The sequence below is a fragment of the Bradyrhizobium betae genome, assembly GCF_050632175.1.
In the GTDB taxonomy this organism is placed as follows: Bacteria; Pseudomonadota; Alphaproteobacteria; order Rhizobiales; family Xanthobacteraceae; genus Bradyrhizobium; species Bradyrhizobium betae_B.
Map to the genome: position 1 here is coordinate 844,942 of NZ_CP192576.1, position 21,394 is coordinate 866,335.

Genomic DNA, 21,394 nt, shown 5'->3' on the forward strand with positions numbered 1-21,394 from the left:
CGCCTCCTAGATGACTTGTCCGGAAACACGGACCGTCATCGGCCCGGCGTTGAATGTCGACGTCAGTCCGAGATTGTTGAGATCGGCAAGCGCCGACGTGAATCCGAGCCCCCAGGTCTGGATGCGCGCGTCTTCCTTGATGTACGGCGCGGACTCGAGCAGAGCTGCATAGAGATAGACGTCGGGCGCCATGGTCAGCAGCCAGTTGCTGCCGTTCGACGCCAGCGCCGGAATGTTCTGCCGATAGACCATTTCGATCGTGTAGGCTGCGTCGGGGGTCGGCGCGAGCTCGAGCTCGTTGCCGAACACGGTGAAATAACGCGGCCGCGCGGCGACATCGGACGTCGCGAAGCGGTATTCGTCCATCTGCGTTCCCGACTTGAATTCAAGGCACGGCTTTCCCGTCAAACTCGACAATCGGACCCTGCGCATGGACTGGAAATCCGACGGCAGCGAAATGAACTCCGGCTCGTTCGAGCCGGGGTCGACGAGTGCGGTCGCTCGCAGCTCCATCTGCCGCACGAAGAGCTGGCGGTTGAATTTGGCTTCCGCGAACTGGACGAAGGTCGGAATCCGCGCGATCAGCGTCGTATCCTGGTCGCGCGCAAGATATTCGGTCACAGCTAGCTGCAGCGACGTGTAGTCGGTGATCTCGGTCATTTGAGCTCCGCTGACCAGCCGGCCTGCAATTTCGGCCTGTCGGTTCGCAAATAGGCCCATTCGGGATCGTCGAGCTTTCGCTGCACGATCGCGTCGAATTCGGGCGTGAACAGCCGCAGCGAAGTGTTGCCCCTCGCATGCGCTTCGTTGAGCCATTGGACGTAGATCACGTTGGGAATGCGGGCCACATGCCGCCCCCAGTCGCCGTGCTGCTCGTCCTGGCGCGCCTGCTTGTTCCATTCCAGGATCGGCGCCACGTCCTGGACATGCTCGATCGCAAGCCCGGTTCCGTTGCTGTCGAGATGCGACCTGATCAGGACGCCGTCCATCACGACATCTCCGTTACCCACAGAGTGCCGGCCGTCGCCGTGACCAGGCCGTTGGTCGCGGCCTTCAGCGCGGCAATGCGCTGGCCGGGACTGACGGTGACGTATTCGACGGTGTTGGCCGGCAGATAAGGATCGGAAACGGTCGCCGTCTGCGCGCCATCGCCGATCCGGAAGCAACAGCCTGAGTTGGTGACCAAGCGCAGCTGGTAGGTTTCCGGCCCGAAAGCATTGGAGGCGCCGACGCTGGCGTCATAGGCGATCGTCTGGGTGGAGCCGACACGCGAGGAATTTTGCTTGGAAAAGAAAGCCATATCAGGCGGTCCTCACGGAGATCGAGAAATGCATCGGGATCGTCGCGCCGGAAGCGCCGGAAGGCGTCAGCACGATCACATCGTCCTCGTTGAGATAGGTCGGCGACGGCGGCACGGTCGAGAACAGCTGCCCGGCAGCGGATCCCGCCTGCGTTACGGTGAACGTCGCCAGCGTCGTAGCATTGGCCGAGACGGTGACGGTGCCATCAGCCGTCGTGATCGCGCCGCCCAGGATGCCGGAGACTTTGAGCACGCGGCAACGAAAGGGAACGCGGACATAGGCGGCGACGGGGCTCGCGCCGCAGGATGGCGTATAGGCCGTGAGATCGGCTGTATTGAGGGTGCGATTGCCGGGAAGCGGCATTGGGCTCTCCAAAATGCAAAGGGCGGCCCGAAGGCCGCCCGAGGATGAAACGGATGATCCTGATCGCTCAGGTGGTGGTGTTGTCGAACACGCCGCCGGAGGCCCTTTCGTTGCGGGCAACCAGTGCATATTCGGCCAGGATCTGCCGGCGATCGGAATCGCCGGTCTTGGCGAGCGGGATGGAAATCATGTTGCGGCCGTTGAGATAGGCGACCGCCCATTTGTCGAGCTCGAGCACCAGCACGTCGCGCGGACGCTGGAAGCGGTTGGCGACCACCTTGAGCTTGCCGAAATCGGATTCATACGCATCGACGGAGGCGACGATCTTCTTCGACTTCGACTCCTCGATCGCGGTGGACCGGCCGGTGAAGGTCGAAAAAACCTGCTTGTTGAAGGCGCCGGTCATGATCGTGCCGGGCTTGCCGCCATTGGTCCAGATCGAGGACAGCACGGTCTTCAGCCGCACCTCCGTGAAGGCGAGCTGGGTGCCGTCCGTCCGCGTACCGGAGCCATCGGCGGCGGCGGGGTCTGCTGCGCCGCCGGCCGTTCCCTTCGAGGTGTTCGAGACGATCCAAGAGAGGACGGAAGCGGTCTTGCGCGCCGTCGTAGTGTTGCCGACGACCTTGGCCTGGTTGGCACCACAGAGGATGGTTTCGAGGTCGCGCTTGAGCTCGAGACCCTTCAGCATCTCCTGGTACGCCAGCTCATTGTCGCGGCCGGCGTGATCCACCGCCTGCTGCGTGCCCGAGACCCGCGCGACCTTGTAGGAGATTTGGCAGAGATTGCCGAGGCGAACAGTCGGCGTGGTCGTGTTGGTGTTGGGATCGTCGCCCTCGAGCTGGGCGTTGTTGGCGTCGGCGCCGGCGAGAGCCTGCGTCTGCCATTCGTGGTTGACGGCAGTCGCCTTCTCCTTGTCGACGCCGCTCATGAACGGCGTGTCGACCGGATCGATGCGATAGATCATATCACTGAGGTCTTCGCGGTTGCCCACCGCGGAGTAGGTGACGAAAGTGGAGGTCGGTAGAGTCATCGATGTTTCCTTGTGATGGCCGAGCTGTTCCGACAGCGCAACGATGTCGTCGCGACTCTCCTGGAAACTGCGGCCTGAGTTGCTGGCGTCTTCCGTTCTCGCCCACGCGATAGCGCGGAAATTTGAATTTCCGGTTCGCGGATCCGCGAGACGTCTCTGCCGGGCGCCCGCGCGTATCACGCAGGGTCGGCCTAATTACGATGGTTGACCAGATCGGCGTTGTTGCGCGGCGTCAACCTGGCCGGACGCGCGTTAGGCGCCGGGCGGGCGACTTGTCTTCAAAGGGATCGCCTTCAAGCGGTTGGTATCCATGCGGTGCGAGCGGCGCCGCGGGACTGAATGGCAGTGGCGCAGATCCCGTATCGAAAGCAGAAGATTGCGTCTGACTCGAGCTTTGCGTTGCAGGCTCCGAAGGCCGTCGATGATGAGATCGGCTAGCGGCGCCGTAGACTGTCGTATCGCAGTCGAGGGAACAGCCTGGGCAATGGCCTTGCGCGAGGCAGGCGAGGCTTGGACGATGCGCGGCGGACCGAACAGCCATTCAGGAGGCCGATCCGGAGGATCGACTTCGCGCGCCGGCGGAAGATTCGGATTCCGGGACGGCGGCGTAACCGGCCGCTCACGCGGCAGTTGCGGGATGGGCCCCCAATCCGGCAAACTGAATTTAGGGATCGCGCCCAGCAGCCATGAGAAAAGCCAGGCATGTAGTAGCCGGGGTCGTCGAGGATCGGATTCTGCCGATCGCTGTCGGCTGGTGTCTCATTCATCGTCAATACGCCACGCTTTCTGATTCACGGAATGGAAAACGAATTGGCCGCCGAGCGAGTACCGGTCTAAGGATCGTAAATGACCCTCATGTCGAGACGCAGCTGGGCCGCCATCTCGTCCACCTCGGCCTGCCCTTCCGGATACGACTCGTAGACAATCCTGGTCTTGAACAACTTCGCAAAATATCTGGGGTGAAGAGTCCACCCGATATGATGATAAGCACGAGTATCGGGATAGAGGGACTTAACGATCTTTCGTAGATAGCGATTGTCCGGCGGCGGCTCAAAGTGCGGGTCGACCATGCGTTCCTTGTAAAACCCGGTCTGGGCCAGCAAGATCTCCCGCCATTGAGCCTCGTCAGCCGGCAAAGGCCGACAGGAGCCACGCTGCAGGCGGTAATCTCCATCTCGCGTCTTTTCCATCGCAAATTGGGCGCATGACGGAAGCGCGGGATCGCTACTTTCATAGTCCCAAGCGACCAGAGAGCCCTCGAGCACATAGGCCCGATCGGATGCGATCAGAAGATAGTTGGCGCAGTTCCACAGACACTGGTCATACACAACGACCGTTGCGCGCCGCCTGTGAATGAGGTTGGAGAGCGAGGTTGTGGATACGATGTCGCCTCCGCTACTTCGAACGACGAAGAGCCCGCTCTCCTTCAGTCTCGCAGCCGGCGACAGATCCGTATCCTTTTCGACCCGACCATCGAGGCACAGGATTGCCTGGTCGTCGCTGAGCACGATGGGCCGCGCGGCAACGCTGCGGCAATAATCAGCCGCTTGATGGAAGACCTCCCTGTCGAACGACTTCTCCTCCGCACGGGACGGGCCACAAGAGAGGAACAACAAGGCAAGGAACGGCACCGGTTCAAGCAAGCGCAAGAGCACATTGCGGATTTGGACCATTCTCGAACCCTCAAGTTCGTATTAGTTCGCCACGGGATTGTCGCGAAACATCACCTTGACTCCCGGCGAGACGACAACCTGCGAATTTCAGACCAGTCGCCGAAGCGATCCTGGAAAGTGGCCGGCTCACCCTCTGACAGTGGATCACTGGCATTCACGAATGGCACCGCCGGTGCGACGGGCAAGCCGCGGGACGCCCGCAAGTTGCCCGCTATATCCGGGCTCTGGCGCAAACTGTCGGCGATCATTCCCGGCAACCCTCCGGGCCGCGGTGTCATTGCCGCTGGATCAGTCGTCGAGTTACCCGGAAAGGACATCCAGGCTCCATAGCGATAGGCAACGACACCGTCGCGATTTGGAAAACCCAAGGGATCACTCATTTAATGGCCTTTCCAATATCCAGTATCCATCCGGGCTGGCACTTGTCGTTGGCCGGATCGGGGCATTTCGCGCGTTCCGTCAGCCGCCACGACAGCACCGCCGTGGCAGCCGATGGGGACACATAAAGCCGAGGGCTGGTTTGACCGGCTGCCAGGGCAAACTCTTGCCGGAACAGCAGACGAAATGAATTGTCGCGAAGCTCCGCCGCGTAGCGCGCATAGGGCACGCTTGAATCGTCGTCGGGCAGCTTCGGTCGATCGATCGGACCGACGATGCCGATCAAGCCCTTGCCACCGCTCGCGGCCTGCTCGACCCGCTCCTTCAGTTGTACACATCGCCAATCCGCGATGCGGCATCTTACAAAAGAGCCGATGCCCTGAATATCGTCCGAGAAGAGAAACAGAAACAGTGACTTCTGTTCAGCGTCGAACCACCCGGCGGTGACAACCGAATCTTTTCGAACCTTGCCTCCTCCGATTCTCTTGCCCTGCGCGTCCATTACATCGACTGTATCGGAGTAGCCCACGAAGAACTTCGAGCTGTCGGGAGACCAAACGATTTTGGAGACCGGCCGCCTCGTGGTCACGGGGACGCTGATAGTGCGCAACTCTCCGGCTTCGGCCGTCAATTGCAGCGGCTTGTCCGAAGCCACGGTCTTCATGTCCGGGGAGAATGCTATGCCGATGCCCGGACCTGAGCGGCCGTCGAACGTCGCCAGGATCGCGCTCTTGCCGGTCTCGAGCTCGAACCTCCTCACGCGCCCGGCATCATCCTCAGGAAAAACAACGTACTGGCCATCCGTTCCGCATTGGACCCACCTGGACCCCGTAGGAGATGGCGCGGAGATTTTCGTGCCTCTATCGTATGCGTCAATATACTCACCATCTGTCGCGAACAGATAGCGCTCCCGATCCCCGCACCACGCGATGAAGTCGCCTTTCGGCAGCGGTATGTGCGGCAGTTTTTCGAAGGTCGGAACGACTGGAGGCTTCGCTGACGGCGCAGGCAAAGCTCCCTCGGCGTGGCAGGCGGTCGTCGTAGCGAGCCACCCAAACGCAATCCAAAAGAACGAAAAACGCAGATCAAGATCAATCGGCCAGAACCGCATGCGGTCACTCAATCGTTGGGCGAGGCCAAATGTACGAAGACCCGTCACTCGGTAAAGAACAAACACGGAACATTGTTGACTACTCTCGCCTTGGTTGCAACAACTAAATGATCCCGAACCGCTTCCGCCGCTCCGCCGTCTCCGCAAGCTCCTTCAACTGCGCCCGCGCCAGTTTGCCATTGGCGACCACGCCCGCGAGATGATCGCGCACCTTGCCGACGACGTTGATGGCGAGGAACAGTTTCTCGCGGCCAGCGGCATCGTCGACCGTGGTGGCGCGCCAGGCCGCAATGTAGTTCTTCTCGAGCGTGTCGAAGGACTCGCTCAGCAGTTCGTCATCGAGCAGCGCCTCGGCTCGAGCCGCCCGCGCGGCCGCCGTCTCCAGTGTTCTCTCTTCAGACATGGTTTCATCCTCGTTTTTCGGCCGTCGCGTCACCCGCTTTAACCTGGAGACGGAACGCGTCGTTCTGCGGCCTTTTTTTGCTGGTGCTGCGGCTGAAGCGCTGCAAGCGCGGCATTGATCTGCGCCCGCGCCGGCACTGCCAATAATTTCGAGGCGGGCGTCGCGGTGCATACTGTAATTATCCGGCGTGCAATCAATCGCTCGCGGATCGTTGAGGAATGCGCCCTTTGTTGCTGGAGCTGCGCCTGATGCGCCGCAAGCGCGGCGTCGACTTGCGCCCGGCTGCTCTTCGGCAAGGTTCAGACAGGCGGAGTAAACCGTCCTACGACAACCGGGTACTCGACATCCAGAAACAGATTTGCGCGTGCGTAGAGACCGATGACATGCTCACCAGCTTTAACGCTATCTTCATTCGGAGCCAAAAGTCTCTCGGTAGGAAACAGACCAAACTTCTTCGCATCTAGCGATAGCTGCTGTCGATTCTGCTTGAAGAACGCACCATCGACGAGGCCGTATACCGCCCCTTTGAAATCGACGACGAAGTTACCGTCGCGCATTGGCCTGACCGAAACGTCAGGCGCATGCGTTACGACGTCCAGCAACGCCGCGTTACATTTAGCAATATCCGGTTCGGATGAGTCATTATCAAAAACCGCAGTCCCATGCTCGTAGACCAGAAAGCTCTTCTGCCGGTCCGTGTAATGCGCCATCCGATCGACAAACCAAGCCGGCGCTTCCGCGCGGGTGAGTCCTCGCCAAGTGGGCGCGGGGTAATTGATGCTTCGGTCTCCGATGCATCTTTGCTTTGCTCAGACAAGATCGCGCGAATTAAAGCAACAACTCTTCGGATGGCCGAGATGGTGCTAGCGTCCGGCTCGCCGCTCATATTGTTCCAGCGCCGTTGCGCCAAGAACAGGTGCGCCCGAAGCCGCACCAGCCCGCTATCGGTTGACAAGGCGGGCAGGTCCCGCCAGTCAAGCTTGTATGGGTCATCCTCGGACCGATCAAACGTCAGTGCGAACCGTCCGATGACCCGCAACGACTCTGATTCGTTCGGCACATCAGATAGCTCGAGACTTTTCGTCGGGATGTATGCTGGAAACGGAGGCAATGGAAATGTCGGCATGTCGCACCTGAACCTACGGAAGCGTACCTTTGATTTTGTCAGTTCACGCTGTCGCCTTTTCCCAGATTTTTTCGAACTCCGCTTTTGATATGACCTCCGGCTCGAATTCGGGATCGGCCGCAATCTTCTCAAGCGACGGCAATGGCTCCATGCTCAGACCCGTCTCCTTGAATTCGACTTCAGGATCAGCATACAACATCCTTCCGTCGGGGAATATCTCGACCTTACGAAGCTCCCAACGGTCGTGATCTAACTCGCTGTAGATGAGCACTGGTTGATTGGGATGCGCGTGAATCCATTTTACCTTAAGATAGGTCATCTGTAAGGCACCTTTCCATGGCTGAGAATTCTGTTGTTCAAATCCAGAGGTACCTCATTTGGGATAACATGAACACGGGGCCGGCCTTCAATGACGTTCAGACCGGCCGGGTCAATTTCAAGGTAATGACTGAATTTATCTACTTGGTGGGGATTGTTTACGAGGGCTTTCGAAAGTTCCTTAGCACTCGTAGCACCCGGTTCAATATCGGTAAGGTACTGACCGTTTCCATACCGGACATCGCGTGGTCTTAAAGCCTTCAGAGAAGGATTAAGCTTTTGTTCGTTCAGGATAGCATTTAGACCTGCCTCATCGGTGTAGTGATAGAGGGTCCGGCCCGCTCGGACGCCTTCCGTCGCGGCGTGCGCGACAGTCTCTGCGGCGCGCGCTCCCGTTCCTAACCTGGCTGCACCGAGCGGACCGAGCACGCCGAGCGCGCCGCCGGCGAAGCGGAGAGGTCCTTCCCAAGGAGTCCCCTCGCCAAGCTGACCTCCAGCTTCACTTCCCAGGCCTCCCAACACAGCCGCCCCGACTTTGAGAGGCGCGCTGCCAGGCGCCATATAGGAAGCGGGATTGCCGAGAAATTCCCCGACTGATGCACCGAATTGGCCCGCCCGGCCTTCCGGCCTGTACATCGGTCCGGTGACTTCCTTCTCGAGAATCTGGATTCCCTGCTGTGGAGTCGGCGCGTCGACGTCTTGCCCCATCTCGGCCTGCGTGGCACGTCCCAATGCGCTCGCCGCGCTGTTGAAGCCAGAGACGACCCCGCGAGGGATGGACCTGAAGAAGTCGCTGGCCCCTGCCCTGAAAACAGATCCGGTGGGTTCTGTTGTAACGTCGCCGAGTATCGGTGCGCTGGATCGGCCTTCTCCGATCGTAGGCTGTTGAGTTTGTGCCTGCTGGAATTGTGCCGGCTGAGTCTGCGCCTGCACTTGCGGGCTTTGAGCCTGCTGCGATACGCCGTCGGCGCTGAACGGATCGTGGTCGACTGGAATGAGAGAGGCATTCTCGAAGTCCGGCTGATGCTCGACCGGCACCAGAGAATAATCAGCCATGATGAACAACCAGAAGATATTTGCCGGGACGATTGGCATCAGGCAGATAGTGATGGCCGTCTCTCGCCCTGCGTGCGCCCGGCGGATATGACCGTTGCACCTTCCCCGCTTCGATCGTCGCCTTCAGGTGAATCTCCAACACCGTCATCTTGGCGTCGAGCGCGGCCTTGATCTTTGCGAGCTCGATCTCTCCTTGCGTCTTAACTTGGAGATGGATCGCGTCGTTCTGCGCCTTTTGTTGCTGGAGCTGCGCCTGATGCGCTGCGAGCACGGCGTCGGCCTGCGCCGGCACGGCCAATAACCCTAATCTGGCGTGAAATCGATCGCACTGGGATCGCTGAGGAATGGACCGGTGTTCGATTGGCCCATGATCCGCGTCAGCTCGGCCGCAGCGTGCGTCCTCGGTTACATGCCACCACATTCACCATAGCGAGTCCAAGAATCTCTGGCTCAGCGATGCTTCCTGGCATCCTTCCAGGAGTTATCGCCTTGCTCCAGATCTGCGGCGTGCACCGTGTAGACCCCCAGCGACTCCAGCCCGTTCGCGTCGACTCCGTTCGCATCCACCGCGTCGGGAAACTCGACCTCGTAGGCTGCTGGATGGGCATCGTGCACGATCACAATAGTCCCACTTGAACCCGCCGGCAGCGGAATCTCGGGTATCGCTCTTTTCAATTTTACCACATCATACAGTTCAAACATTCACTACTTACTCCTCGGCAAAACTGTTGAGAGTCGCGGCACCTCATCCGGTCCAACCGTCCAACCCGTGACGACTGGGATCGTGCGACCGTTGGTACCAGTGACGTGGATGGTCTGATTGAAGTGCGTTCCATGTTGCGAAACAGCTTTTGGACTGCTTGAGATTTGTCGAAGACCAACTGTTTTGCAAGGTCTTCCGCATTTTCCCCGGGTGAAGCCAAGCGCCTGTTCGAACCATTTTGCCTTTTAACCACCCCTGGCGCGATCCGGATCGAGCAGATAGCGATCCAGTTTATCCGCCACACCGGCTGCGGACTCTTCGGCTGCTGATTGAGTCTACGGCTGTTGAAACTGGTCCTGCTGAACCGTGCCGCTGTCACTGAACGGATCGTGGTCGACCGGAACGAGCGTGACATTCTCGAAGTCCGGCTGATGCTCGACCGGCACCAGGGAATAATCAGCTATGGTGGACGACCAGCAGGTATTTGCCGGGACGGCTCGAGTCCGGCATGTAGTGGTGTCCGTCTTTCGCCTTGCGCGCGCCCGGCGGATATGAACGCTGCGCCGCCCCCGTTTCGATCGCCGCCTTCAAATGCGTCTCCAACACCGCCATCTTGGCGTCGAGCGCGGCCTTGACCTTGGCGAGTTCGATCTCGCCTCGCGTCTTGACCTGGAGATGGATGGCGTCGGCCTGCGCCCTATTGTTGTCTTGATCGGACTCGGCGAAGAGCGCCGGCCGAATCGAGCCGGGCTCAACCTTTACGACAAATAACTTCGGCCGAATCCGCAGGGGGATAGCGAGTGGTTGATCAAACCGATCAAACGTCCCAGCAGCGCGCCTTCATGCTTGGATGCACTTGGCCGAGCAATCACGGACTAGACGAGCGTAGAGTCAGCTGCGTGCAGCAAGTCCATGAACAGCTGGGCTTTCCTATCACTCCATCCCTTCGGGGCATTCAGTGAGAGAATTGATAAACTCTCTCAAGCTTGGGGCAAGAAAGAAAATGTATCGATCGTCGTCTCCGTAATCTGCCCTTGAGTTGAACATGATATTCCCAAAGGATCCAGGAATGACGCTATAGATGAAATAATCACCTGCTGAATCGCATGCGAAGGGTATATATCCCTGAGGAAATTCTGGCTTCTCATGTACCAGGAATGTGTAGGTACGTTCGAAGGTTAATCCTTTGTCGTTGAGTATGTTCATCGGAAGGAATTCCTCGACGTCATAAGCCTCTCCGTCCTTGACGAAGAATTCCGGACGAGGGGTTCCGCCGTTATAGCGGAGGTAATGCTCTTTGAGATCTTGCGGCAAGCGAACGCGCAATTTGTGCTCGACGCGCCGAATGTCCAACTCGGAAAGCGGGGAAGCAGTCCCTTCGAAAACAACCAATGCTTTTCTCCTCGTCAACGCCTATACGAGACACCGTGGTGTTTGGAGTACTGGGCAACAGAACCAGCATGAGGATTGGTGGATTCGTGCGCTCCCTTAGTGATTAGCTCAAACGTGGCCTCTTCATTCGTTGGATCGAAGTCGTCGACGTGGTGCCACCGATAACCATCGGGCGTTTTAGCGAACTTACCTTCTTTGTTCGCGAGGCGAAAGTCAGCTCTCCGTCCGCCGGTGAGTGGTATTTTGACGATGTTTCGCTGCCCCGGCGCCACAGGATAGAGATGCTCCGTTCCCGCAAAAAGTCGGCCCGCCGTTCGCGGTCGTTCCGACACCGGCGTATCCTTTTTGGGAGCCCGGGCCGCCGGCGAGAGCCGAACCTTGCTGGTTAGCGCCCGTAGTTCGGTGCCGACGACACGTCCGACGCCCTTCGCACCCGGTATCAGTCCGACCGCGGCCTCAATGACTCCAGGGAGGTCATCGCGGCGCTTCGCATCGATGAGGTTAAGCGCGGAGCCAGCAACTCCAAACGGGGTCAAGGTCAGTAAGTTGCCGATACGCGTCGCCAGCTCTTGGGCATTGTGCAGCGGCACGCCGAGAGCTAGCATCGCGTCGATCGCACGATGGCCGATCTGCTGCGTTGGCGTGAATGTCGCCGGCTTCAGCTCACCACGCGATATGAAGTGCGACAAATCAGGAGGGGCCTGCCCTGCGGGGGTATCGATGCGGCCGGGCGATCCGGTGTAGGCGTATCGTTAGCTTCATTTTCCGGATCCCGGGACTCGCCCTCCTCTGGCGTCTGTGTGATTTTGATGCTGAATCTATCAGCCACACGATCACGATCTTGGCTTCGATCAAGCTATCCGAGCTGGCGCAGAGTCGGACGGCGTGCGGCACTGGGCATTACCATCACTCCATCCCGTCAGGAAGTTCGGTGAGAGACTTGATAAATTGCTTCAGTGTTGGGGCGAGAAACAATACATATCGTTCGTCGTCTCCATAATATTCAGGTTGATTGAACATTATGCTCCCGAAAGATTCGGGGTTCACGCTATACATAAAAAACCCCGCACCCGTAGTATCCGCAAACGGAATATACCCTTGAGGAAACTGTGGAGTTTGCTTCACCATCATTACGTAGGTCCGCTCAAAGCTTCTTCCCTCCGCACCAATGTTCATGGGAAGGAAACAGTCGACATCATAAGCCTCTCTATCTTTGACGAAGAACTCAGGACGAGGGCTTCCACCGTTGTACAAGAGGTAGTGTTCCTTGAGATCTTGCGGCAGGCGAATACCCAGGCGGTTCTCAACGCGTTTGATGTCTAGCTCAGAAAGTGGTGAAGCAGTCCGCTCAAAAACAACCATGGCCGGTCTCCTTTCAACGCTTGTACTTTACTCCGTGGTGATCCTCGTACTGTGCAACCGATCCGGCATGCGGTAAAGTCGCATCGTGCACGTCTTTATGTATAAGCTCAAGCGAGGCCTCGCCACTCTCCGGATCGAAGTCGTCGACATGGTGCCACCGATAATCACGCGGCGTTTCAGAAAACCCACCCCACTTGTTCGCGAGTTCCTTGTCACGTCTCCGACTGCCAGTGAGTTTTATTCTCACGACGCTTAGCCGTCCCGGTGCAGCAGGATAGAGATGCTTCGTTCCGGCAAATGTTGGCCCACCGTTCACCGTCGTTCCGACACCGACGTATCCTTTCTTAGCCGCCCAGGCCGCCGGCGAGAGTCGATCCTTACTCGTTAGCGCGCGGACTTCTTGGCCGGCGACACGTCCGACGCCCTTCGCACCCGGTATCAGTCCGACCGCGGCCTCAATGACTCCAGGGAGGTCATCGCGACGCTTCGCATCGATGAGGTTAAGCGCGGAGCCAGCAACTCCAAACGGGGTCAAGGTCAGTAAGTTGCCGATACGCGTCGCCAGCTCTTGGGCATTGTGCAGCGGCACGCCGAGAGCTAGCATCGCGTCGATCGCACGATGGCCGATCTGCTGCGTTGGCGTGAATGTCGCCGGCTTCAGCTCACCACGCGATATGAAGTGCGACAAATCAGGAGGGGCCTGCCCTGCGGGGGTATCGATGCGGCCGGGCGATCCGGTGTAGGCGTATCGTTAGCTTCATTTTCCGGATCCCGGGACTCGCCCTCCTCTGGCGTCTGTGTGATTTTCGCCGCCGGGCCAACATAGAGCCGCTGAACTTCCGGCGCTGGCTGCCGCGGCGGAGGCTGCGCTGGTTGAGTCTGCGGCTGCTGAAACTGCGCCGGCTGAACCGTGCCGCTGTCACTGAACGGATCGTGGTCGACTGGAACGAGAGCGACATTCTCGAAATCCGGCTGATGCTCGACCGGCACCAGAGAATGATCAGCCACGATGAACGACCAACAGATGCTTTCCGGGACGGTTCGGGTCCGGCAGATAGTGGTGGCCGTCTTTCGCCATGCGCGCGCCCGGCGGATACGAACGCTGCGCTCTCCCCGATTCGATCGCCGCCTTCAGATGCGTCTCGAGCACCGTCATCTTTGCATCGAGCCCGGCTTTGATTTTGGCGAGCTCGATCTCTCCTTGCGTCTTGACCTGGAGATGGATCGCGTCGGCCTGCGCCTTCTCACGTTCGATCTGCACTCTGTGCGCGGCGGCAAGCTGGTCGGCCTGAACGCGCGCCTGCAGCGCCAGAAATTTCGGGTCGGGCAGAGGCTGCGGCGGCGCCGGCGGTGGGTTCAGCAACTGACCGGTCTGCGGATTCACGGCCATGGGATCGTTGAAGAACTGGTCGGGATTCCGGTGCCCCATGATCCGCGTCAGCTCGGCGGCCGTATTGTAGAGCTGGCGGTCGCCCACCAGATTGATCTTGCCGCCGGCAAGAAGCTCCTTCTGCACGTTCGCGATCGCCATGGTCTGGGCGAATTGCTGCGCCTTGCCGCCGGCGCCGAGGCCGACATTGATGGTCATGTCGTCCCGCGTCTTCCAGCTGCGCGGATTGACGTCGACCCAGGCGTTGCGCAGCCGCACCGTCTCCTCGCGCTGGCCATGCTTGCGGATCGTGCCGTGCAGCAGTGCGAAGATATCGCGGACGCCTTCGGCCATGATGCGCGCGATCAGCTTGATGCGCATCTGCGAGGCCGAGAACACCTGCGCGACCGCGGTCGCCGACTGGTTCTGCAGTGCGTTGGCGTCGATGCCCTGCGTCTGCTTGCCGAGGCCGGTGCGGATCTCGAGCTCGGCGTCGATATATTGCAGCATCGGGTAGATCGACGTGGTGATGTCAGGCACCACCTGCCAGTTCAGCCCGCCCGCCATCTTGGTGCGGACCACGCCGCCCGGCCGCGATACCAGAAGATCGTCCAGGGTATTCGGCCCGGCATTCTGTTCGGCGACCTCCACGCGCGGATTGTTGTGCAGATAGAGATTGTCGAGCGCGCCGCGCTTCAGCGCCGTCTTCTCGCGCTGCAGCGGCATCACGAGATCGGCGATCGAGCGGCCGAAGAAGCGATGTGTCACAGGCACCGGCGTGGTCGCCGCGAACGGCATCTCGTCGTACGGCGTGATGCAGTCCTTGCCGTCCTTGCGCAGGATCTCGGCCTGGTCGCCACCGGTGATGACCTGGTAGAGGCAGGGTCGTCCCGAGCCTTCATAGTCCATCCGCACATAGTGCTCGGTGATGCGCACCAGCCGCGCCGCCGAATTGGCGCTGCCGCCTCCAGCGGTCGCAGACAGATGCTCCTCCACCGTGTCGCGCGCCAGCGTTTCGATCTCGGTCGTGCCGGTGTGCGGCTGCAAGGCCCTGATCTGGCCGGCATCAAAGCCTTCCGCGATCAACTGCGCCTCGGTCTTGGTCACGACCTCGTGGAAGCAGTAATTGCAATCGCGAATGCTGCGCGCGCCGCGCTCGATACCGAATTCTTCCGGCGGCACACCCATCACCCGCGCCTGCGCAAGCTTGCGCGTGGTGACGATGGTGACGTCGTGCGTGACGAGAGACCCCATCGGCGCTGATTGCGCCGGGGCTAATAGGGGAACGGGCATGTTTGTTTGAACTCTTGGGTTTGCCGCGTGATGCGGACAGCAGAAAGAGTGCGGCGGCCTATTGGCCGCTGTTGCGCATATAGGGCTTGATGTCCTGAGCCATCAGGTAGTATTTTTCACTGTAACAACCGTAGAATTGGCACTGCGGGCACATTCTGTTTACGGCATCCGCCGCGGTGCGCATCAAAGACGCTCACGCCCATGGAGACAGCACGTTGCGATTCAATTCAGCCGCTCTCAGGTCAGCTCGAGAGATCATGATTCGCACAATGATCGTTGGGATGCTCTTCGCATCGATTGGCGCATGCAATGCATCCGGTTGTTTCTTGTCCATGTGATGTACTACGAAAGCGACGAATGGGTTTTGGTCCGGCAGCAGGATGGAGAGGAAGAAAATATCGTCGCTCCCCGCGCTACTCGCCCGGCAAAACGTGGCTCGCATCAGTCTTCTGGATCGATGGCCCTTCCGATGGAAACAACGGCATCGACATCTTGCCCGCGAACGGCGATTGGAACGAGCCTGCCTTTCATTACAGATCCGAGGGCTACGAGCTTTGGGAGTATGTCCGCTGGGAAGTGACGACCGTCTATCGGTAAAGGTAACCTGGCGCGTCGGCTCGGATCCCGAACTTGTCGACTGGCCCGCTGAGGTTGTTCGTGTGGACGGAAAAGGGAAATTGCACAGGTGGCCTCCCGGTTCGCCGCGCCCTTGAATGTTGCAGCGCGTCGGCGGCGACGCCCTACGTCTGCTTGCCGAGGCCGGTGCAGATCTAGAGTTCGGCGTGCCCGGCGACGTCGGACCTTTCTGCCATCAAACTCTCTATGTTGACCACCGTCCAGCCTTTGGCGATGCTTGAAGCAGTTTCGCGATGCGAGCAATTTCCAACATGTGATCTGGGTATTTGACTCCTGCTTATTGAGGCCTGTATCTCAACGATCTTCGCGTCGTGCTCATCTTCCAATGCGACCCCAGCTGCCTGACCAACGCCGGCCGCCTTCATCTCCCAAACGCCGCCAGGCACGAGCGTTTCGCGCTCGCTTGGATGGTCGCTGGCATCGTGGCGATTGTCCTGGCCTGCTCCCTGACCTCATGGAAGCAGTAATTGCAGTCGCGGATGCTGCGCGCACCGCGCTCGATGCCGAATCCTTCGGGCGGGGCATCCCCATGACCCGCGCCTGCGCAAGCTTGCGCGTGGTGACGATGGTAACGTCGTGCGTGACGCGAGCCCCATCGGGGCGGGCGGCGCCGGGGGCTAGCAGCGGAACGGGCATGTTTGATTGAGCTTTCAATCGGTATGCCAGCGCCCGACGCAGGTCGGAAAATCGCGCTAGTAGGCGTTGTTGCGCATATAGTCCTGAATCATGCCGAGCAGGCCTCCGGCCGAGCCGCTTGTCGCACTCCTCGTGTCACTGCGAGTATCAAATCCTCGCATTGACGATGCCATGGAAGAAGTGGGCTCATTTGCGAACACGCCGATCGGCCGGCTCGCCTGCGGCGGTCGAGGCTCGCCAGGCAATCCGCCCCAGTCGCCAAATCGGTCGTTGAACGTCGAAGGATACGGCGCTGGAGCGCTGCCCGACGCGGAGACAGCGCCAATATCTGAGGTGCCCACACGCGTGAGACGACGAACGGGAATGGCACTCGTTTCCGGGCTCTTCCCGCTCTCCGGTTCAGGGTAGCCATATTCCCACACCTTGCGGGGACTGGGCAGACCTGCACCATCAACGGAGTCTTCAATCAGACCCTTGATCCATGGCTGCGAGTAGTCCTCCGAGAACTCGAGGGGACCATACCCATAGGTAACGCCAACGCCGGGCGTGCCGAATCCGACACCCGTCTCGTTGCCCACAGTCGCCACGTTCGCTCCGATCCATCCTCCGCCAATGGTCCCTGAGGCCGACGGCCCTGTCAGCAGAGCCCCCAGATCATTGGTATATCCTGCCGAGGCACCGAAGCGAGGGGTACCGTAATAGAGCTGCGGATAAAGCCTGCCGGAATTATCTATATAGGCCCCAATGCCCACTCCTCCCAGCGGCGTCGGAAATCCCGCCGTGAACCCGCCATAAGTCCCCTTGTCGCTCATCGGTTCTGCTCATCATTCTGGGCCTCGGCCCTCTTGCAATTCTGCTCGTAAATTCTCGAACACCTGATTGCGAAAAACACGCCCCAGAGAAAAGCCACCAGAAGCACGCAGCCTAAGACCATATTGGCCGGCTTTCCGGTTGAAAGGAGGGGCTAGTCCTCCGCCGAGCCACATAAAGATGGATCCTTTGACAAACCGGACATACTCCGCCTGCACAGAGAGTGGCGTCGGATGCCGGAGCGCCCATTCCGAGAATGCATAACGCGAATTCTCGTAGTCCTGAAACTGAGGCGGAAGATACTCGTTCACGGCGTTTGAGACGTGCAGGTACGTGATGGTTGTCCAGATGAGGGCTATCCCCGTCAAGACCGTGAAGAGAGCTGTCATGATGTCCTCTCGGTAAACCAGGCTCGTCGGTGGGCTCCCGTTCGCCGCGCCTTGAACACTAAGACGTCGCCTGCGATGTATCCCGCTGATCAGTCCCGTCATGCACCGTGTGCGCGACGATCTTCATCGCGCCGTTTGATTCCGAGACATCCTGGGCGAGCAGCGCGAACTGGTCATCGGAGAGATCGTAGTAGGTCTCGCGGCTCTCCTCCTCCCGCTCCTCCCACCACACCTTGACGATGCCGGCCTTCGACAACAGCGCGTCCTTGATGAAGGAGTAGAGCACCATGAAGCCGCCGTTCTGCTGCATGAAGACGTGGTTGACGTAGTCCGTCTCCTGCTGCGCGGCCGCGACGTCCTCCGGACCGACCGGCTCGAAACGCACCACCTCGTCGGACCCGGCGAAGATGTCCATCAGCGACGGCATCAGGCCTTCGATGGTGTCGGCGACATCGGTCGAGACCGCGCGCGAACGGCCATCCTGCGCCGGCATGTCCTTGCGCATGTCACCGAGATAATAGTCCATCGCGTCGGCTCGCTCCTCGGCAAGCCGCGCCGCCGACATCGCGGCAAGCGCGTTGGCCTTCTCGGAGGCGAGCATCGCCTTTACTTCGGAGATCGACATTTTTGGCATTTAAACTTCTCGGTTCGTTATCTGAGTTCGTCCAGGAAGCGGATCGACAACGCAGCAGCCGGAACACTCATGGTCGCATCGGCGATCGACTCAAGGGTCATCCGCGATACACGGCGTTTGCGGAGAGCCTCAAGCGGGATGTGGGCGGATAAATGCACTGATGAGGAGCGCGATCGCAACGAGCATGACGAGACAAATGCCAAGCCCGATCCAGCCAGCGACTGCCTGCCGTATTTCGACCCGGCCTGACGCATCGCGGCGATAGCAGGGCCATCGCTGCGGATCTGCATTGAAGGGCTCGACGTAAATCCAGCCGAATGAAAGGAACGGCAACGCAGCTCGCGCGATCGAATATCCAATCAGGTCGACCAGTATTCCAAACGCCGACATTGCAAGACTCACGCAGCGGTAGCGATTGCACTCTATAGAACATAACAAGAACATTGTCAACCACAGGTTTTATCGAAAGCAGCCCCGTCCCTCAAACCCACCCCTGCTCGGCATAGCGGATCGGCCGGTTGAACGCGGCCACCCTGCCTGGCTGCTCATAGCAGATCGCCATCAGGCCGAGCGCATCGGCAGCATGGCTCGACCAGTCGTGCTCGGGACCAAGGCCGATGTTGCGCGTCTCGTCCTTGCGCTCGTGATAGAAGCCGAGCGCTTCGCGCCCGGGCTCCGTCGTGTCCGCGTTGAACCAGAGCTGCGGCCCGAGCCGCCGCAGCGCCTCGATCCGCATCATCGCCGCGCCAGGCCCCTGGTTCTTCACCGGAGGTTCGACCGTGAAACCGGCCTCGCGCAGATGATCCTCATAACGCTTGCCGGTGATGTTGTTGGCGGCGATGCCGTCATGCGGCAGATGGAGAATGGCACGGTCATAGCCGCGCGAACGCAGCCAGTTGACGTGAAACGCCAGAACCTGGCCGACACTCTCGTAATAATCCAGAACGCGAATCTCGCTCCCGACCCATTGCACGATCCAGATCGTGAACGCATCCGCCGCGGCACCTGCGCCGCCGATGTCGATGAAGGCGCGCAGCGGCAGCAGCGGATCCGCGGCGACCCTTCCGATCCGTCCCTGCGTCCGCGCCTCCGACAGCAGCGCGGCGAAATAGGCGCCCTCGAAGGCGCGTGCATAGTCGCCTTCCCAGACGTGATCGTACCGCTCCGGATAGAGTTTCTGGTCGAGCAACCTCTCCTCCTCCAGCACGTCGGGAAACCACGGATTGTCGCGCCAGTTCGCCTTGACGACGAGCGCCCCGTCCGGCCGGCGCGCGCGCAGGAAATCGTCGATCGCATCGCTCTTGCGACGCGGATTCCAGCTCGCCCACAGCTCGGACTCCCTGGCGCGGATCGTCGGCCGCAGCAGCGCGAGGCTGCGTGCGCTCAAGCTCTGCGCCTCGTCGATCCAGGCGATCCGGAATCCCTCCAGGCTTTTGATCGAGTCGGCCGTGTGATCCTGAAGGCCGCGAAAGATGATCAGCCCGTCGCCGGGCGTCTCGATCTTGTCGCTGAACAGCTTGAATCCGTGACCGAGCCCGAGGCTCGCGATCTTGCCTTCAATCAGCCGCTTGGACGATTGGGCCAGCGTGCGCTGCGCCTCGCGAATGCAGACCGCGAGCGTGCCGCGCTCGGCCTGGCAGGTCTCGACCAGCAGCTCCCCGAAGAAATGTGATTTGCCGGAGCCGCGCCCGCCGTAGACGCCCTTGTAGCGCGCGGGCTCGAGTAGCGGTTCGAAGATCTTGGCGGTTGGAATTTTCAAGGTGGACAATGGATGCGCTCGCTCGGCTCAGGGCAGGCCGGTGCGCCTTTGCCACATCGCGGACCAGTCTTCGTTGTCCGGGGTTTCGGGTTGTCCTTGCGGAGCTTGATTGAGACCAGCAAGGACGCCGCCGGAAGAGCTGGGCCACGATCCGAAACGTCGCTCGAAGTCGCTGTGCGGCGAGGTCGGAAACGACGCGTCGGGAGGAATGAAAGGCACCGCCACAGCATCGCTCGAATTGAAGGCGGATCGATCCGATTTTCCAGCAGGCCCCTCCTCAGAACCCGCACATCTTCGGCACGGGTCGCTGGGACGAGGTTCGCGTCCTCGAGATAGCGCTGATGCTCCGAAACGTACGCGGGAGGGTTCGGAGCGGGCACCGACGCTCCGGATCGCGTATGGGCTGGTGGTGTGCGGTTGAAAGCCGTCGGTCGGCGGCAATATGCGTCGCAGCGCATCTTCCCAGGACATATGAATTTCCTACCTTTTCAAATGGACTGAAGCGAACCAGACAATCTGAAGCTGCACATCACTTGCTCAACCTGTGATCGATCCACTATTCTGAGGTTGCCGCTCGGCCAACCGACCAACATATTTTGTTCAGGAATGGATACGTGAGACTGAAAGTGAATCGGATGAAGCGTTTCACCACGTTGTCGATGCTCGCCACGCTTTTGCTATCGTCTGCCGGCCTGTCTGCCGACGCCCAGGAAACTCCCAAGGCCGCGTTCGACGGATGGCGTCCCAGGGACGGTGCCTATGCCTCGCCCGGCAAAGACTTCCAGGCGGAGTGCTACGAACTCAACGACATGACACTCGATCTTCGCAGCAAGTCGGTCCACGGTTACGAATGGGGCTGCCACGTCAGAAAAATAACGACTCCCTCGCCCGGTTCGATGAAGCTCGACATGATTTGCGATGACTACAATCTGGCGCAGAACGTCAACCCTCGCGGTTCCGATTGGGAGACCAGGAGGTTCAAGGAATTCATGTTCATCAAGCGGATCGATGATGCGACGGTCTCCGTCCAGAAGAGCCTGAACGGGAAGCTCAAAGGCCCTCCCTTGCGTGTCGCCTACTGCCCCCTGGAGGCACAGCAAGCTCTCGCCGAACCCGAGCTGAGAGCCAAGGCAGAAGCGAACGCCCACCCCCGGGATGGAGTCTATGCGGCGGCAGGCGCCGATTTCGAGCAGCGCTGCTCGAAGACAGACGACACTGCCGTTTCATTCTCCGGAAAGTCGATCACGACGGCCTCCAACATCTGCAAGATCGAAAAGACCCGCGTCCAGCTTCCCGACACCGTCCGGATCGGTGCGACCTGCACACCGCCGGCGGCTGCTGGTCCGGAGGCCGTCAGCGTGCAACATATGGACCTTACGCCGGATCGCGAGAATCTGATGTTCAAGAAGATCGACGACAAGACCGTCATCCTCTGGATCATCAACAACGGACACTTCACCGGCGACGGCCGAAAGCTGTCCTATTGCAGCGACCAGGTGCAGCGCGCCTTTGCCGGGCAAGTCCGGACCAGCAAGCAGACGAAGAACTAGAACACCGCAGGGGAAACGAAAAACCCGCGGCAGATTGCTCTGCGCGGGCTGAACCAACTCTTCCTGATGATGCCATTATGCCGGTGTGTTGCCCGACGTGTC

Annotated in this window: 25 protein-coding genes; 1 reads left to right on the forward strand and 24 read right to left on the reverse strand. The window is 59.9% G+C overall.

Going from position 1 to position 21,394, the window contains the following annotated elements; translation table 11 throughout:
- Positions 1-6 precede the first annotated feature (6 nt).
- From ACQ86E_RS04275 to ACQ86E_RS04390, 24 genes are all read right to left on the reverse strand, one after another.
- Positions 7-660 (reverse strand): phage adaptor protein, encoded by a 654-nt coding sequence (locus tag ACQ86E_RS04275; protein ID WP_431204342.1) that lies wholly within the window; start codon positions 658-660, stop codon positions 7-9.
- Complete coding sequence (locus ACQ86E_RS04280; RefSeq protein WP_431204343.1) at positions 657-989, reverse strand: hypothetical protein; 333 nt, start codon at positions 987-989, stop codon at positions 657-659. Before ACQ86E_RS04280 ends, ACQ86E_RS04275 begins: the two co-directional genes overlap by 4 nt.
- Positions 989-1,300, reverse strand: coding sequence for a hypothetical protein (locus ACQ86E_RS04285; RefSeq protein WP_431204344.1), 312 nt, complete (start codon positions 1,298-1,300; stop codon positions 989-991). Before ACQ86E_RS04285 ends, ACQ86E_RS04280 begins: the two co-directional genes overlap by 1 nt.
- Position 1,301: 1 nt before the next feature.
- Positions 1,302-1,664, reverse strand: a complete 363-nt coding sequence (locus ACQ86E_RS04290) for a hypothetical protein (protein WP_431204345.1) — start codon at positions 1,662-1,664, stop codon at positions 1,302-1,304.
- A gap of 67 nt (positions 1,665-1,731) precedes the next feature.
- Complete coding sequence (locus ACQ86E_RS04295) at positions 1,732-2,694, reverse strand: DUF5309 domain-containing protein (protein WP_431204346.1); 963 nt, start codon at positions 2,692-2,694, stop codon at positions 1,732-1,734.
- 833 nt (positions 2,695-3,527) lie between these two features.
- Positions 3,528-4,367 (reverse strand): hypothetical protein, encoded by an 840-nt coding sequence (locus ACQ86E_RS04300; RefSeq protein WP_431204347.1) that lies wholly within the window; start codon positions 4,365-4,367, stop codon positions 3,528-3,530.
- 376 nt (positions 4,368-4,743) lie between these two features.
- Entirely contained in the window at positions 4,744-5,856 is a 1,113-nt protein-coding gene (locus ACQ86E_RS04305; protein WP_431204348.1) for a WD40 repeat domain-containing protein, read from the reverse strand.
- Positions 5,857-5,959: 103 nt separating this feature from the next.
- Positions 5,960-6,259, reverse strand: a complete 300-nt coding sequence (locus ACQ86E_RS04310; protein ID WP_431204349.1) for a hypothetical protein — start codon at positions 6,257-6,259, stop codon at positions 5,960-5,962.
- A 299-nt stretch (positions 6,260-6,558) separates the two neighbouring features.
- A complete protein-coding gene (locus ACQ86E_RS04315; protein ID WP_431204350.1) occupies positions 6,559-6,969 on the reverse strand; it encodes a hypothetical protein in 411 nt (136 codons plus the stop codon).
- Positions 6,970-7,428: 459 nt separating this feature from the next.
- Positions 7,429-7,704: a DUF6881 domain-containing protein gene (locus ACQ86E_RS04320; protein ID WP_431204351.1), complete on the reverse strand. Its 276-nt coding sequence runs from the start codon at positions 7,702-7,704 to the stop codon at positions 7,429-7,431.
- Positions 7,701-8,798 (reverse strand): HYD1 signature containing ADP-ribosyltransferase family protein, encoded by a 1,098-nt coding sequence (locus ACQ86E_RS04325; protein WP_431204352.1) that lies wholly within the window; start codon positions 8,796-8,798, stop codon positions 7,701-7,703. The genes ACQ86E_RS04320 and ACQ86E_RS04325 overlap by 4 nt, the downstream gene beginning before the upstream one ends.
- Positions 8,752-9,051: a hypothetical protein gene (locus tag ACQ86E_RS04330; RefSeq protein ID WP_431204353.1), complete on the reverse strand. Its 300-nt coding sequence runs from the start codon at positions 9,049-9,051 to the stop codon at positions 8,752-8,754. Before ACQ86E_RS04330 ends, ACQ86E_RS04325 begins: the two co-directional genes overlap by 47 nt.
- A 158-nt stretch (positions 9,052-9,209) precedes the next feature.
- Complete coding sequence (locus ACQ86E_RS04335) at positions 9,210-9,461, reverse strand: DUF4926 domain-containing protein (RefSeq protein ID WP_431204354.1); 252 nt, start codon at positions 9,459-9,461, stop codon at positions 9,210-9,212.
- A 457-nt stretch (positions 9,462-9,918) separates the two neighbouring features.
- Positions 9,919-10,074: a hypothetical protein gene (locus ACQ86E_RS04340; RefSeq protein WP_431204355.1), complete on the reverse strand. Its 156-nt coding sequence runs from the start codon at positions 10,072-10,074 to the stop codon at positions 9,919-9,921.
- A gap of 321 nt (positions 10,075-10,395) precedes the next feature.
- On the reverse strand, positions 10,396-10,854 hold the full coding sequence (locus ACQ86E_RS04345) for an SMI1/KNR4 family protein (protein WP_431204356.1): 459 nt from the start codon (positions 10,852-10,854) through the stop codon (positions 10,396-10,398).
- 14 nt (positions 10,855-10,868) lie between these two features.
- Positions 10,869-11,543 (reverse strand): HNH endonuclease, encoded by a 675-nt coding sequence (locus ACQ86E_RS04350; RefSeq protein ID WP_431204357.1) that lies wholly within the window; start codon positions 11,541-11,543, stop codon positions 10,869-10,871.
- A gap of 217 nt (positions 11,544-11,760) precedes the next feature.
- The gene (locus ACQ86E_RS04355; RefSeq protein WP_431204358.1) at positions 11,761-12,216 is read right to left on the reverse strand and encodes an SMI1/KNR4 family protein; all 456 of its coding nucleotides are present in this window, start codon (positions 12,214-12,216) and stop codon (positions 11,761-11,763) included.
- Between the two features lie 13 nt (positions 12,217-12,229).
- Positions 12,230-12,904, reverse strand: coding sequence for an HNH endonuclease (locus ACQ86E_RS04360; protein ID WP_431204359.1), 675 nt, complete (start codon positions 12,902-12,904; stop codon positions 12,230-12,232).
- A 312-nt stretch (positions 12,905-13,216) separates the two neighbouring features.
- Positions 13,217-14,839, reverse strand: coding sequence for a portal protein (locus ACQ86E_RS04365; protein WP_431204360.1), 1,623 nt, complete (start codon positions 14,837-14,839; stop codon positions 13,217-13,219).
- A 1,367-nt stretch (positions 14,840-16,206) separates the two neighbouring features.
- A complete protein-coding gene (locus ACQ86E_RS04370; RefSeq protein ID WP_431204361.1) occupies positions 16,207-16,962 on the reverse strand; it encodes a hypothetical protein in 756 nt (251 codons plus the stop codon).
- A 12-nt stretch (positions 16,963-16,974) separates the two neighbouring features.
- A complete protein-coding gene (locus ACQ86E_RS04375; RefSeq protein ID WP_431204362.1) occupies positions 16,975-17,349 on the reverse strand; it encodes a hypothetical protein in 375 nt (124 codons plus the stop codon).
- 58 nt (positions 17,350-17,407) lie between these two features.
- A complete protein-coding gene (locus tag ACQ86E_RS04380) occupies positions 17,408-17,974 on the reverse strand; it encodes a portal protein (RefSeq protein ID WP_431204363.1) in 567 nt (188 codons plus the stop codon).
- A 26-nt stretch (positions 17,975-18,000) separates the two neighbouring features.
- The gene (locus ACQ86E_RS04385) at positions 18,001-18,273 is read right to left on the reverse strand and encodes a hypothetical protein (protein ID WP_431204364.1); all 273 of its coding nucleotides are present in this window, start codon (positions 18,271-18,273) and stop codon (positions 18,001-18,003) included.
- A 191-nt stretch (positions 18,274-18,464) separates the two neighbouring features.
- On the reverse strand, positions 18,465-19,751 hold the full coding sequence (locus ACQ86E_RS04390; RefSeq protein WP_431204365.1) for a PBSX family phage terminase large subunit: 1,287 nt from the start codon (positions 19,749-19,751) through the stop codon (positions 18,465-18,467).
- A gap of 626 nt (positions 19,752-20,377) precedes the next feature.
- On the opposite strand from ACQ86E_RS04390, the gene ACQ86E_RS04395 reads away from it, so the two are divergent.
- The gene (locus ACQ86E_RS04395; RefSeq protein WP_431204366.1) at positions 20,378-21,292 is read left to right on the forward strand and encodes a hypothetical protein; all 915 of its coding nucleotides are present in this window, start codon (positions 20,378-20,380) and stop codon (positions 21,290-21,292) included.
- Positions 21,293-21,394 lie beyond the last annotated feature (102 nt).